Genomic DNA, 13809 nt, shown 5'->3' with positions numbered 1-13809 from the left:
ACGACCATGTCTGACTCACCCCTCTCCCTGCATGCCCAGATCGACTGGGACGAACAGGGCCGCCCCCACTCGCGCCAATACGACGATGTGTATTTCTCCAGGGAAGATGGCATCGACGAAACCGTGCATGTGTTCATCGAGCAGAACCGCCTGCGTCAACGCTTCGCCGAACTGCCGCCACACGCCTGCCTGGTGATCGGCGAGACCGGCTTCGGCACCGGCATGAATTTTTTCTGTGCCTGGCAACTGTTCGCCGAACTGGCCCATGCCGATGCCCGCCTGCATTTCGTCAGTGTCGAAAAGTACCCGCTGACCCGTGACGACCTGGCGCGGGCCATGCAGCTGTGGCCACAGTTCGCGGCGTTCACCGGCCCGCTGCTCGAGCAGTACGTGGCCATCCACCCAGGCTTCCAGCAGTTCAGCCTCGATGGCGGCCGGGTGACCCTGACGCTGATGATCGGCGATGCCCTGGAGCAGTTGCCGCAGCTCGACGCGCGCATCGATGCCTGGTTCCTCGACGGCTTCGCCCCGGCGAAAAACCCGGACATGTGGACCCCCGAGCTGTTCGCCCAGCTGGCACGCCTGTCGCACGCCGGCACCACCCTCGGCACCTTCACCACCACCGGCTGGGTTCGCCGGTCGCTGGTCGATGCCGGCTTCACCATGAAGAAGGTGCCGGGGCTGGGCAAGAAATGGGAGGTGATGCATGGCCACTACAGCGCTGAACCGGCCGCCCTGCCCGCCCCTTGGTACGCCCGCCCGGCCGCACCACCCGGCCCGCGCGAAGCCCTGGTGATCGGCGCCGGCCTGGCCGGCAGTGCCACGGCCGCCAGCCTGGCCGCACGCGGCTGGCAAGTCAGCGTGCTGGAACGCCACGACGGCCCGGCACAGGAAGCCTCGGGCAACCCGCAAGGCGTGCTCTACCTCAAGCTGTCCGCCCATGGCACGGCGCTGTCGCAGATGATCCTTGCCGGCTTTGGCTACACCCGCCGCTGGCTGCAGCGCCTGCAACGCGGCCAAGCCTGGGATGGCTGCGGGGTATTGCAACTGGCCTTCGACGACAAAGAGGCCGAGCGCCAGGCCAAACTGGCGGCTGCGTTCGACACCAGCCTGCTGCGGGTACTGGACCGCGACCAGGCCCAAGCCGTCGCCGGCGTTGCCCTGCCCGCTGGCGGCCTGTTCTACCCCGAAGGTGGCTGGGTGCATCCGCCCGCGCTGTGCCAGGCGCAACTCGACCATCCGCGTATCCGCCTGCTGAGCCACGCCAATGTGCTCGAACTGCGCAAGGCCGATGGCCTGTGGCAAGCCTGGGACGGCGAACGCCTGCTGGCCAGCGCGCCGCTGGTGGTGCTGGCCGGTGCCGCCGAGGTACGCAACTTCCCGGCCTGCGCCGGGCTGCCGCTCAAGCGCATTCGCGGGCAGATCACCCGCTTGCCGGCCACCGAGGCCAGCCGGGCGTTGCAAACGGTGGTGTGCGCCGAAGGCTATGTGGCGCCGCCACGTGGCGATGAGCACACCCTGGGCGCCAGCTTCGACTTCCACAGCCAGGACACCACACCCACCCTCGCCGAGCACAAGGGCAACCTGGCGCTGCTGGACGAGATTTCCACTGACCTGGCCGAGCGATTGGCCGTCGGCAAGCTCGATATCGAGCAACTGCAAGGTCGCGCGGCGTTCCGTTGCACCAGCCCGGACTACCTGCCCATCGTCGGGCCGGTGGCGGACACCGAGGCGTTCAATGAGGCCTATGCCGCGCTGGCCAGGGACGCGCGGCAGGTGCCGGATATCGCTTGCCCGTGGCTGGAGGGGCTGTATGTGAACAGCGGGCATGGCTCGCGTGGGTTGATCACCGCACCGCTGTCTGGGGAGCTGATTGCGGCGTGGGCCAGTGGTGAGCCGTTGCCGGTGCCCCGAGCCGTGGCCGAGGCCTGCCACCCGAACAGGTTCGCGTTGCGCCGGTTGATTCGCGGTAAATAACCAAAGCATCGCGGGGCAAGTCGCATCGGCGCACCGCCGCTCCCACGCTATCGTGGGAGCGGGCTTGCCCCGCGATGGCCACCCAGGCCATATAACAGATTGATCTAAAACTCTCACAACCCACCCCGGTCCCTACCTAAGTGCCCCGATTTTTGGGCACCTTCCCCAACGGCAAAACCGGTAAGGACTTATGTGCGGATTAGCAGGAGAGTTACGTTTCACCCCCTTCGACCAAGCCCCTCGCCCGGCGGACCTCGCCGCCGTGGAGCGCATCACCCACCATCTGGCGCCCCGCGGCCCGGACGCCTGGGGCTTCCATAGCCAGGGCCCGATCGCCCTCGGCCACCGCCGGCTGAAGATCATGGACCTGTCCGACAACTCGGCGCAGCCGATGGTCGACAACCCCCTCGGCCTGGCCCTGGCCTTCAACGGCGCCATCTACAACTTCCCCGAGCTGCGCGAGGAACTGCAGGCGCTGGGCTACCGCTTCCACTCCGATGGCGACACCGAGGTGCTGCTCAAGGGCTACCACGCCTGGGGCGCAGCGCTGCTGCCCAAGCTCAACGGCATGTTCGCCCTGGCCATCTGGGAACGCGACAACCAGCGCCTGTTCCTCGCCCGCGACCGACTCGGCGTCAAGCCGCTGTACCTGTCGCGCAACGGCGAACGCCTGCGCTTCGCCTCGACGCTGCCGGCGCTGCTCAAGGGCGGCGACATCGACCCTGTGCTCGACCCGGTGGCGCTCAACCACTACCTCAACTTCCACGCCGTGGTACCGGCGCCGCGCACCCTGCTGGCCAACGTGCAGAAGCTCGAACCCGGCACCTGGATGCGCATCGACCGCCACGGCGAAGTCGAGCGCCAGACTTGGTGGCGACTGCACTACGGGGCCAACCCCGACGAGCAGGAACTGGACCTGGAAGGCTGGACCAGCCGGGTGCTCGACGCCACCCGCGACGCCGTGGCGATCCGCCAGCGCGCGGCGGTGGACGTTGGCGTGCTGTTGTCCGGCGGGGTCGATTCGAGCCTGCTGGTCGGCCTGCTGCGTGAAGCCGGGGTCGACGACCTGTCGACCTTTTCCATCGGTTTCGAGGATGCCGGTGGCGAGCGCGGCGACGAATTCCAGTACTCCGACCTGATCGCCCGCCATTACGGCACCCGTCACCACCAGTTGCGCATCGCCGAGCACGAGATCATCGAGCAGCTGCCGGCGGCGTTCCGGGCCATGAGCGAACCGATGGTCAGCCATGACTGCATCGCCTTCTATCTGTTGTCGCGGGAAGTGGCCAAGCACTGCAAGGGCGTGCAGAGCGGCCAGGGCGCCGACGAGCTATTCGCCGGCTACCACTGGTACCCGCAGGTGGATGGCGCGCAGGACCCGTTCGCGGCCTACCGCGAAGCCTTCTTCGACCGCAGCCACGGCGAATACCGCGACACCGTGCAGGCCCCCTGGCTGCTGGACAACGACGCCGCTGGCGACTTCGTCCGCGAGCACTTCGCCCGCCCTGGCGCGCCGGACGCGGTGGACAAGGCACTGCGCCTGGACAGCACGGTGATGCTGGTCGACGACCCGGTCAAACGGGTGGACAACATGACCATGGCCTGGGGCCTGGAGGCGCGCACCCCGTTCCTCGACTACCGCCTGGTCGAGCTGTCGGCGCGCATCCCGGCGCGCTTCAAGCTGCCCGATGGCGGCAAGCAGGTGCTCAAGCAGGCGGCGCGGCGGGTCATCCCCCACGAAGTGATCGACCGCAAGAAGGGCTACTTCCCGGTGCCTGGGCTCAAGCACCTGGAGGGCGCGACCCTGGGCTGGGTGCGCGAGCTGCTGACCGACCCCCAGCCAGGACCGCGGCCTGTTCAACCCGGCGATGCTCGACCGCCTGCTGAGCAACCCCCATGGCCAGCTCACCCCGTTGCGCGGCTCCAAGCTGTGGCAGCTGGCAGCGCTGAACCTGTGGCTCAGCGAACAAGGAATCTGATCGATGAAAGCCCACGAAATCGCCTACGGCCAGCGCCTGTTGCGCGGCCAGGCGCCGTCCTACGAACGCCTGCAGGCGCGCCTGGCCGGTGACGGCAGCGAGCCCCACGACCAACCCCGCGCAGTGCACTGTGGCTGGGGCCGCCTGCTGATCGGGCACACCTACCCCGACCCGGCCAGCCTGGCCGACGCCCTGCTGCAAGAGCGTGCCGGCGAACGCGACATCGCCCTGTACGTGGCCGCGCCGCAGCAGGTGCTGGCCCAGGCGCCACAGCAACTGTTCCTCGACCCGTCCGACACCCTGCGCCTGTGGTTCACCGACTACCGCCCGGCGCAGCGGGTGTTCCGTGGCTTTCGCATTCGCCGTGCGCAGAGCCCGGCGGACTGGCAGGCGGTCAACGCGCTGTACCAGGCCCGCGGCATGCTGGCGCTGGACCCCGGCCTGCTGACCCCGCACCACCTCGGTGGCCCGGTGTACTGGCTGGCCGAGGACGAAGACAGCCACGCGGTGATCGGCAGCGTCATGGGCCTGAACCACAGCAAGGCCTTCGACGACCCCGAACACGGCAGCAGCCTGTGGTGCCTGGCGGTCGATCCACACTGCACCCGCCCCGGCGTCGGCGAGGTGCTGGTGCGCCACCTGATCGAACACTTCATGAGCCGCGGGCTGGCCTGCCTCGACCTGTCGGTGCTGCACGACAACCGCCAGGCCAAGCGCCTGTACCAGAAGCTGGGGTTTCGCAACCTGCCGACCTTCGCGGTCAAGCGCAGGAACGGCATCAACCAGCCGCTGTTCCTGGGCCCCGGCCCCGAGGCCGGGCTCAACCCCTATGCGCGGATCATCGTCGACGAAGCGTTGCGCCGCGGCATCGAGGTGCAGGTGGACGATGCCGCCGCCGGGCTGTTCACCCTGAGCCTGGGCGGCCGACGCATCCGCTGCCGCGAGTCGCTCAGCGACCTGACCAGTGCCGTGAGCATGACCCTGTGCCAGGACAAGCGCCTGACCCGCCAGGTGCTGCACGACGCCGGCCTGCAGGTGCCGGCGCAGCAACTGGCAGGCAACGCCGACGACAATCTGGCGTTTCTCGACGAGCATGGCGCGGTGGTGGTCAAGCCGGTGGACGGTGAGCAAGGCCAGGGCGTGGCCGTGAACCTGACCTGCATCGACGACGTCGGCCAGGCGGTGGAACAAGCCCGGCGCTTCGACAGCCGCGTGCTGCTGGAAAGCTTTCACCCGGGCAGCGACCTGCGCATCCTGGTGATCGGCTACGAGGTGGTGGCCGCGGCCATCCGCCACCCGGCCCAGGTGATCGGCGACGGCAAGCACAGCCTGCGCGCGCTGATCGAGGCCCAGAGCCGTCGGCGCCAGGCCGCCACCGGCGGCGAGAGCCGCATCCCGCTCGATGACGAGACCGAACGCACGCTCAAGGCGGCGGGCGTTGGCTACGACCATGTACTGCCGGCCGGCCAGCGCCTGGCCGTGCGACGCACCGCCAACCTGCACACCGGGGGAACGTTGGAAGACGTGACCGAACGCCTGCACCCGGTGCTGGCCGATGCCGCTGTGCGGGCTGCGCGGGCGCTGGAAATCCCGGTGGTGGGGCTCGACTTCATGGTGCGTGATGCCGAGCAGCCGGATTACGTGATCATCGAGGCCAATGAACGCGCGGGGCTGGCCAACCATGAACCGCAGCCCACGGCTGAGCGTTTTGTCGATTTGCTGTTCGCCCATAGCCGCGCGCCAGCGTAAGCCTGCAAAGGCCTCTTCGCGGGTAAACCCGCTCCCACAGGTGCAGCGCCGCCTTCAAGGAGAGTGAAATCCCTGTGGGAGCGGGTTTACCCGCGAAGAGGCCGGCACAGGAACCAAGGAGTACCCATGACTGAACGACACCCCGAACCCGATCTCGACTACCTGAAGAAAGTCCTGCTGGAAATGCTCGCCATCCCCAGCCCCACCGGTTTCACCGACACCATCGTGCGCTATGTCGCCGAACGCCTGGACGAACTGGGCATCCCCTTCGAACTGACCCGCCGCGGCACCATCCGCGCCACGCTCAAGGGCCGACAGAGCTCGCCGGACCGAGCCGTCAGCGCGCACCTGGACACCATCGGCGCCAGCGTGCGCCAGCTGCAGGACAACGGCCGGCTGGCGCTGGCGGCCGTGGGCTGCTGGTCGAGCCGCTTCGCCGAAGGCAGCCGGGTCAGCGTGTTCACCGATACCGGCGTGTACCGCGGCAGCGTGCTGCCGCTGATGGCCAGCGGGCACGCCTTCAACACCGCCATCGACCAGATGCCGATCAGTTGGGAACACGTGGAAGTGCGCCTGGACGCCTACTGCACCACCCGCGCCGACTGCGAGGCGCTGGGGATAGCCATCGGTGATTTCGTCGCCTTCGACCCGCTGCCGGAGTTCACCGAAAGCGGCCATATCAGCGCCCGTCACCTGGACGACAAGGCCGGCGTGGCGGCGCTGCTGGCAGCGCTCAAGGCGGTGGTGGAAAGCGGCCGGCAGCCATTGATCGACTGCCACCCGCTGTTCACCATCACCGAGGAAACCGGCTCGGGCGCTGCCGCCGCCCTGCCCTGGGATGTCAGCGAGTTCGTCGGTATCGACATCGCTCCGGTGGCCCCCGGCCAGGCCTCCAGCGAACATGCGGTGAGCGTGGCCATGCAGGACTCGTCCGGGCCCTACGACTACCACCTGTCGCGCCACCTGCTCAAGCTGGCTGGCGACCAGGGCCTGCCGGTGCGCCGCGACCTGTTCCGCTACTACTTCAGCGACGCCCATTCGGCGGTGACCGCCGGCCACGACATCCGCACCGCCCTGGTGGCCTTCGGTTGCGATGCCACCCATGGCTACGAGCGCACCCATATCGACAGCCTGGCGGCCCTCAGCCGGCTGCTCTGCGGCTACCTGTTGAGCCCGCCGGTGTTCGCCAGCGATTCGCAGCCGGCCAACGCCTCGCTGGAGCGCTTCAGCCACCAGCTGGAGCACGATGCGCAGATGGAAAGCGACACCCGGGTGCCGGCGGTGGACAGCCTGGTGGGTAACAAGGGTTGAGGTTTTGTGGCGTCTGTACGGGCATCATCGCCGGCAAGCCGGCTCCCACATGGACCGCGCCATCCTTAATGTGGGAGCTGGCTTGCCAGCGATGAGGCCAGTGCAGGCAATACAAGACAGTTGCGCCCACTAAGTGGACTTGCACACCCACTGCCGGAGCGGCCAATGCGCATCGCGCACCTTGCCCCGCCCTGCGCCACCCCGCACAATGTCAGGCCTTTCTGGCGTCAATCCGCAGGACCCTGCATGAAAATCAACAAACCCACCGCCATCGCCCGCCGCAACGAAGCGCTGGCCCGCCCGGTACTCGACAGCGACAACACCCTGTTCGCCATCCTCGACACCAAGCGCAACCTGTGGTGGTTCGAAGTGCCGGTGGCACTGCTGCGCAAAGGCCAGCCCGACTGGGTCAACCTGTTGCTGCACACCCCGGAAACCGACGAACTGCAGCACCTGAAGGTGCCGGTCAACTTCCTCCGCGCTCACCAGGAGCAGATGGAAGTGCGCCACCCCGGCAAGCGCCGCTCCACCATCAGCCTGGCGCTGAGCGCCGACCGCGATTCGCTGCTGCGCGACACCCGCCCGGGTGGCGAGCAACTGGATTTCCGCACCTTCGTGCAGGCCTGATCAGGCCCGCTCGATCCGGTCGTCATGGATGACGATCTTGCCCTGCTTGAACAACGCGCCGATGGCCTTCTTGAAGTTGCCCTTGCTGACGTTGAACATCTGGCTGATCACCGCCGGGTCGCTCTTGTCGCACACCGGCAGCACGCCACCGGCCGCTTCCAGGCGCTGCATGATCTGCTCTTGCAGGCCGTCGGCCAGGGCTTCGCCCACCGGCTGCAGGCTCAGGGCGATCTTGCCGTCGTGGCGCACTTCCTTGATGAAGCCCTTCTCGTGCATGCCTGAACGCAGGAACTTGAACACCTCGTTCTTGTGGATCAGGCCCCAGTGGCGATTATTGATGATCGCCTTGAAACCCATCGGCGTCTCACCGGCCACCAGCAGCTCGACCGGCTGGCCGACCTTGTAGTCGACCGGGGCGTTGTCCAGGTAGCGATCCAGCTTGGCGGTGGCGGTGATGCGGCGGGTGCGCTTGTCCAGGTAGGCGTGGACCACGCAGTAGTCGCCGATTTTCAGCGGCCGCGACTCTTCCGAGTACGGCATCAGCAGGTCCTTGGACAGGCCCCAGTCGAGGAAGATGCCCGCGCCGTTGATGTCCTTGACCTTGAGGCTGGCGAACTCGCCCACCTGCATTTTCGGCTTCTCGGTGGTGGCGATCAGCTGGTCTTCGCTGTCCAGGTAGATGAACACGTTGAGCCAGTCATCGAGTTCCAGCTCTGCGCCCTTGGGGAAGTAGCGCCGTGGCAGCAGGATTTCGCCATCGGCGCCGCCGTCCAGGTACAGGCCGAATTCCACGTGTTTCACGATTTGCAAACTGTTGTAGCGCCCAAGCAGAGCCATTTGTGAAGATCCTCAAGACAAGGCGGCTATTCTAACACCTGACCCGCCCGGCCGCCCGAGCGCACATGCGCCGGAACCGCCGCGCGCCCTTTGCGTCTACCGCCTGGCCAGTCCCTGCAAGGATTCGCTCATGCCTGTACGCCTGACCAAAGCCCTGTTCATGGTCGTTGCCCTGGCCCTGGTGCTGGCGGCCTGCAACCGCATCGACCTGGCCTACCGCAACCTCGACCGCCTGGTGCCGTGGTCGCTGGGCGACTACCTGGACATGAACCGCGAACAGAAGCGCCTGCTCGACGAACGGCTCAAGGAGCAACTGGCCTGGCACTGCCGGACCCAACTGCCTGGCTACCTCGACTGGCTCGACCGGGTGCAAGGGATGGTCGCCAGCGATACCGTCACCGATGCGACCCTGCAACAGCGCACTGCCGAGGCACGCCAGGCGATCGGGCGGGTCGCCGAGCAGATCACCCCCTCCGCCAGCGAGCTGCTGCGTGGCATGAGCGACGCCCAGGTGGCCGAGATGCGCCAGGCGTTTCGCCAAGACATCGACAAACGCCGGCAAGCCTATGCCCAGACGTCGCTGCCCAAACAGGTCGCACAACGCGCCACGCGCATGGAAAAACGCCTTGAACCCTGGCTTGGCGAACTGACCCCTGAGCAACGCCTGCGGGTGATGAGCTGGTCACAGGCCTTGGGCGACCAGAACCGCAGCGCAATCGCCAACCGCGCCCACTGGCAGCAGCAACTGGCGCTGGCGATGGAGCAACGCGCCTCTCCCGGTTTCGAGCCACGCCTTGCACAGTTGCTGCAGCGCAAGGAGAGCCTGTGGACGCCGGAGTACCGTCAGGCCTTCCAGAACAGCGAGCAGCAGGCACGCAGCCTGCTGGTGGACCTGATGAAACAGAGCAGCCCGGCGCAGCGGCAATTCCTGCAGCAGAAATTGAACAAGGTGCGCACGGATTTCAGTGAGTTGAAGTGCCTGAAAGGGTAAATCAGGCGCCTGGACCTCGTGGGAGCAACTGTCTTGCTCAGATGCTGAAAAGCCCGTGCTTTCCCTGTGGGAGCGGGTTTACCCGCGAACACGGGCATAGCCCGTGCCAGGCACCGAGTCGTCAACTTCGGGTAAACCCGCTCCCACAGCTCCCCTTGTCAGCGCACCTTGCGCCGGTACGGGAACACATCGATCACCTTCCCCGCCCGGATAGCCTCCTGCAGCCCCTTCCAGTAATCGGCGTCATACAGCTCGCCATGCAAGCGGCTGAACAAACGCCGCTGGCCCATATCAGCGAACAGGAACGGGGGGAACTCCTCGGGGAACACGTCGTGTGGGCCGATCGAATACCACGGCTCGCCGGACATTTCGTCCTCCGGATAGCGCGGTGGCGGGATATGGCGGAAGTTGACCTCGGTAAGGAAACAGATTTCGTCGTAGTCGTAGAACACCACCCGGCCATGGCGGGTGACACCGAAGTTCTTCAGCAGCATGTCGCCGGGGAAGATATTGGCCGCCGCCAGTTGCTTGATCGCCAGCCCGTAATCCTCCAGCGCCTCCAGCACCTGCGCCTCGCTGGCCTGCTCCAGGTACAGGTTGAGCGGGGTCATGCGCCGCTCGGTCCAGCAGTGGCGGATCAATACCGTGTCACCTTCCAGCGTTACGGTGGAAGGCGCCACCTCCAATAGCTCGGCCAGGCACTCGGGGTCGAACTTGGCCTGCGGAAAGCGAAAATCGGCGAACTCCTGGGTATCGGCCATGCGCCCGACGCGATCGACGCTTTTCACCAAGCGGTATTTGTCGATCACCGTGGCACGGTCAACGGTCTTTGAGGGCGAAAAGCGGTCCTTGATGATCTTGAACACCGTGTTGAAGCCCGGCAGGGTGAACACGCTCATCACCATCCCCCGTACCCCCGGGGCCATGATGAAACGGTCATCGCTGCGCGCCAGGTGGCCGATCAGCGCGCGGTAGAACTCCGACTTGCCGTGTTTGTAGAAGCCGATCGAGGTGTACAGCTCGGCGATATGCTTGCCCGGCAGGATGCGCTTGAGAAAGTTGACGAACTCCGCCGGTACCGGCACATCGACCATGAAGTACGAGCGGGTGAAGGAGAAGATGATCGACACCTCGGCCTCGTCGGTGATCAGCGCGTCGGCCTCGATGCCATGCCCTTCGCGGTGCAGCAGCGGGATCACCAGCGGCCATTGCTCGTCGACCGTGTGCAGGCGCCCGACCAGGTAGGCGCCCTTGTTGCGGTACAGCACCGGGGTGAACAGCTCCACGGCCAGCGCCGGGTCCTTGCACACCCAGTCGGGCAGGCTCTCGCGCAGTTGCTGCTCCAGGCGTGTCAGGTCGCCCTCCAGGTCACCGTAGGGCTCGTTGAATGCATAATCGGCGAAGATCGCCCGCAGCAACCCCTTCAGCCCACCCTGGAGCGGGTAAGTACAGGTTTGCGCCGCGCGCTCGTGGCTGCGCATCGAAGGCCGGGTGGTGTGGATGAACATGCAGCCGTCGCTGATCTGGTCATGGCTGAACAGGCTGCAGAACAGCGAGTTGTACCAGGTCTCCGACAGTTCATCGTCCAGGCGCGGGTCAATAAGGCGGATGTAAGCGTTCTTCACCAGCGGCCACTGCTCAACGTCCAGCAGCACCGGCGCCTCGAACCCTTGGCGCAACCTGCCGTTGGCCTCGGCGACCTTTTCTTCGTAGAGGTTGATACGGGCCGCTGCCGCCTGCTGGATGTCCTGCCAGCGCGCCTGCTCGAAACGCTCGCGGGCGCCCAGGGTGATGCGGCGAAAGTGCTCGCGGTAGTCGTCGAAGCCCTCGAGGATCACGCGGGCGATATCGGCAGCGGGCCAGGGTTGGGTCATGCGCGGGGGCTCTGTGCAGTGGGCATCGCAAGAGCTTAGCCGGCCCCTGGCCAGTGTGTGGCCTGCCAGGGCCTCATCGCTGGCAAGTCGCAGCGGCGAACCGCAACTCCCACAGGAAGTCGGCGGCCATTGTGGGAGCCGGCTTGCCGGCGATGAGGCCCTCAGGGTTTTACACCGCAAGAAAGCACAAGAATCGCCAAGGCCCGTGACGTACACTCGCGCCCCTGCCCCACTGCCGGAGACCCCCGTGAGCCCCATCGCCCTAGCCCGCCTGCTGACCCTTGCCGCTGTCTGGGGGGCGAGTTTCCTGTTCATGCGCATCATCGCCCCGGAACTCGGCACCGTGCCGACCGCATTCTTCCGGGTGTCGATCGCCTGCCTTGGGCTGATCGCGATCCTCGCCGCTACCCGGGTGCGCTGGGACTTCAACGGCAAGCTGGGCGCCTGCCTGGTGCTGGGCATGATCAACTCCGGCATCCCGGCGACCTTCTATTCGGTGGCGGCGCAGGTACTGCCGGCCGGCTATTCGGCGATCTTCAACGCCACCACGCCACTGATGGGCGTGCTGATCGGCGCGCTGTGCTTCCGTGAACCTATGACCCTGGCCAAGCTGTGCGGGATATTCCTGGGCCTGTTCGGTGTCGGCATCCTTAGCGGCGCAGGGCCTGCGGCGCTGGACCTGGCCCTGCTGCAAGGCGCTCTGGCGTGCCTGGCGGCAACCACCTGCTATGGCTTTGCCGGCTTCCTCGCGCGGCGCTGGATCAGCGGCCTGGACAGCCGCCTGTCGGCCCTGGGCAGCATGCTCGGCGCGACGCTGCTGCTCAGCCCGCTGTTCGCCTGGAGCGCCCTCACCCAACCACCAGCCAGCTGGGGTGGCTGGCAGGTATGGTTGTCACTGCTGGGCCTGGGCCTGCTGTGCACCGCGTTCGCCTACATCCTGTACTTCCGCTTGCTGGACGAGATCGGGCCGGTCAAGGCCAGTACCGTGACCTTCCTGATTCCGGTGTTCGGCGTGCTGTGGGGGGCATGGCTGCTGGACGAGCCACTGTCGATGGCGCACCTGTACGGCGGGATGCTGATTGGCGCGGCACTGTGGCTGGTGCTGCGCCCTACCCGGCAGTCAGCTGGGTAGCGTGGGAGCGGCGGTGCGCCGCCGCTCCCACAGGTGTCAGGCCTGCGCCGTACGCAACGCCGGCTTGCGGAACACAAACAGCAGCCCGACCACAATCAGCCCCATGCCCAGCAGGCTGAGCGGCGCCAGGCGGTTACCGAAGATGATGAAATCCATCACCGCCGTTACCGCCGGCACCAGGTAGAACAGGCTGGTGACATTGACCAGGTTGCCCCGCGCAATCAGCCGGTACAGCAGCAGCGTGGCCAGCAACGAGACCACCAGCCCCATCCACAGCAGCGCGCCGAGGAAGCTGGCATTCCACGCCACCTGCAACGGCTGGAACGGCGCGAACACCGCGCACAGGGCAAAACCTGCCAGGTACTGCAATGGCAAGGTACCCATGGGATTGTCGGTGATGCGCTTCTGCAGGATCGAGCCGCAGGTCACGCTGGCCAGCGCCAGCAAGGCGAACAGCATCCCGAGCAACGAGACGCCACCCAGGTTGATGCCCTGATAGACCACCATCACCAGCCCGCCGAGGCCCAAGCCGAGACCGAACAGCCGACTCCAGGAGCGCTGACGTTCCATCAGGACCACGGTGAGGATTGGCTGTACGCCCATCACTGTGGCCATGACGCCCGGGGTGACGTGGGTGTTCAGCGCCAGCAGGTAGAAGATCTGGTACGCGCCAAGCAGCACGCAGCCGGTACCCAGGGCTCGCAGGATTCCACCCCGGCTACGCGGCCAGCGCAACCCCAGCAACGGGCCGATCAGCAACAGGCCGGCCAGTGCCAGCGCCGAGCGCAGCAAAAGGAAGGCGAAGGGGCTGGCCTGGGCCAGGCCAAGCTTGGAGACGATCGCCCCGCTGCTCCACAGCAGGACGAACAGGCTGGTAGTGGCCGCCGAGGCCACGGATGCTTTGTTGAAAACAGACATGTATTGCCACCTGTTTGGGCAAGGAAAGCCGTACGGGCGGTTCTATCGCGTATCGAGGGATAGCCGACCGTGTTCAGTAGGTTGCGTGTGCTGGGGATGCGGCCAGAAGCCGATCAGCCCAGTACGACCACGCAAGGAGGCGGAGCTACGCCGCCTACGACGCCACTGACAGGTGGTGGTGGGTAATGACTGATCATGGCCGGCTGCTGGCTGCCACGCACAACCACGCCCGCGACAGGCGCGAGAACGTAAGCAGTGGTGGAAGGGATGGCTGGCATGAGCAGGTCTTCTGCAGAAGTGAATGTTTCGGAATATAACGGCAATTCTTTGGCTGGGCAACAGGGCCCCATCGCCGGCAAGCCAGCTCCCACAGGGCGATGCGATTCACTGTGGGAGCCGGCTCCCACAATGACC

The 13809-nt window shown here is 66.3% G+C and carries 9 protein-coding genes and 1 pseudogene; 7 read left to right on the top strand and 3 right to left on the bottom strand.

Going from position 1 to position 13809, the window contains the following annotated elements; translation table 11 throughout:
• Positions 1-6 precede the first annotated feature (6 nt).
• From mnmC to ACQ4N9_RS12515, 5 genes and pseudogenes are all read left to right on the top strand, one after another.
• Positions 7-1977, top strand: a complete 1971-nt coding sequence (gene mnmC, locus ACQ4N9_RS12535) for a bifunctional tRNA (5-methylaminomethyl-2-thiouridine)(34)-methyltransferase MnmD/FAD-dependent 5-carboxymethylaminomethyl-2-thiouridine(34) oxidoreductase MnmC (protein ID WP_390967676.1) — start codon at positions 7-9, stop codon at positions 1975-1977.
• A gap of 190 nt (positions 1978-2167) precedes the next feature.
• Positions 2168-3956, top strand: a pseudogene (locus ACQ4N9_RS12530) (N-acetylglutaminylglutamine amidotransferase).
• Between the two features lie 3 nt (positions 3957-3959).
• Positions 3960-5705 carry an N-acetylglutaminylglutamine synthetase gene (ngg, locus tag ACQ4N9_RS12525; protein ID WP_390967674.1) on the top strand — a complete coding sequence of 582 codons (1746 nt, stop codon included), beginning with the start codon at positions 3960-3962 and terminating at the stop codon, positions 5703-5705.
• Between the two features lie 126 nt (positions 5706-5831).
• A complete protein-coding gene (locus ACQ4N9_RS12520; protein ID WP_125857798.1) occupies positions 5832-7016 on the top strand; it encodes an osmoprotectant NAGGN system M42 family peptidase in 1185 nt (394 codons plus the stop codon).
• A 246-nt stretch (positions 7017-7262) separates the two neighbouring features.
• Complete coding sequence (locus ACQ4N9_RS12515; protein ID WP_125857797.1) at positions 7263-7643, top strand: hypothetical protein; 381 nt, start codon at positions 7263-7265, stop codon at positions 7641-7643.
• On the opposite strand, the gene ACQ4N9_RS12510 is transcribed toward ACQ4N9_RS12515, so the two are convergent.
• Positions 7644-8480 (bottom strand): CvfB family protein, encoded by an 837-nt coding sequence (locus ACQ4N9_RS12510; protein ID WP_110992498.1) that lies wholly within the window; start codon positions 8478-8480, stop codon positions 7644-7646.
• A 130-nt stretch (positions 8481-8610) separates the two neighbouring features.
• Between ACQ4N9_RS12510 and ACQ4N9_RS12505 the strand changes: the two genes are divergently transcribed.
• Positions 8611-9471 (top strand): DUF6279 family lipoprotein, encoded by an 861-nt coding sequence (locus ACQ4N9_RS12505; RefSeq protein ID WP_390967672.1) that lies wholly within the window; start codon positions 8611-8613, stop codon positions 9469-9471.
• Between the two features lie 158 nt (positions 9472-9629).
• On the opposite strand, the gene aceK is transcribed toward ACQ4N9_RS12505, so the two are convergent.
• Positions 9630-11345, bottom strand: coding sequence for a bifunctional isocitrate dehydrogenase kinase/phosphatase (gene aceK / locus ACQ4N9_RS12500; protein ID WP_390967671.1), 1716 nt, complete (start codon positions 11343-11345; stop codon positions 9630-9632).
• Positions 11346-11592: 247 nt separating this feature from the next.
• Between aceK and ACQ4N9_RS12495 the strand changes: the two genes are divergently transcribed.
• Entirely contained in the window at positions 11593-12477 is an 885-nt protein-coding gene (locus ACQ4N9_RS12495; RefSeq protein ID WP_390967670.1) for a DMT family transporter, read from the top strand.
• Between the two features lie 36 nt (positions 12478-12513).
• Here ACQ4N9_RS12495 and ACQ4N9_RS12490 read toward each other — a convergent pair whose 3' ends face one another.
• On the bottom strand, positions 12514-13395 hold the full coding sequence (locus ACQ4N9_RS12490) for a DMT family transporter (RefSeq protein ID WP_390967669.1): 882 nt from the start codon (positions 13393-13395) through the stop codon (positions 12514-12516).
• Between the last annotated feature and the right edge of the window lie 414 nt (positions 13396-13809).

The organism is Pseudomonas sp. ES1, from assembly GCF_050586605.1.
GTDB classification, from domain to species: Bacteria; Pseudomonadota; Gammaproteobacteria; order Pseudomonadales; family Pseudomonadaceae; genus Aquipseudomonas; species Aquipseudomonas sichuanensis.
The sequence above is the reverse complement of the archived record's forward strand: the minus strand, read 5'-3'. Positions and strand labels throughout refer to the sequence as shown.

Coding starts and splice junctions, on each gene's coding strand:
- ngg (WP_390967674.1), top strand. CDS start 3,960: ATGAAAGCCCACGAAATCGCCTACGGCCAGCGCCTGTTGCGCGGCCAG.
- mnmC (WP_390967676.1), top strand. CDS start 7: ATGTCTGACTCACCCCTCTCCCTGCATGCCCAGATCGACTGGGACGAA.
- ACQ4N9_RS12520 (WP_125857798.1), top strand. CDS start 5,832: ATGACTGAACGACACCCCGAACCCGATCTCGACTACCTGAAGAAAGTC.
- ACQ4N9_RS12510 (WP_110992498.1), bottom strand. CDS start 8,480: ATGGCTCTGCTTGGGCGCTACAACAGTTTGCAAATCGTGAAACACGTG.
- ACQ4N9_RS12490 (WP_390967669.1), bottom strand. CDS start 13,395: ATGTCTGTTTTCAACAAAGCATCCGTGGCCTCGGCGGCCACTACCAGC.
- ACQ4N9_RS12505 (WP_390967672.1), top strand. CDS start 8,611: ATGCCTGTACGCCTGACCAAAGCCCTGTTCATGGTCGTTGCCCTGGCC.
- aceK (WP_390967671.1), bottom strand. CDS start 11,345: ATGACCCAACCCTGGCCCGCTGCCGATATCGCCCGCGTGATCCTCGAG.
- ACQ4N9_RS12515 (WP_125857797.1), top strand. CDS start 7,263: ATGAAAATCAACAAACCCACCGCCATCGCCCGCCGCAACGAAGCGCTG.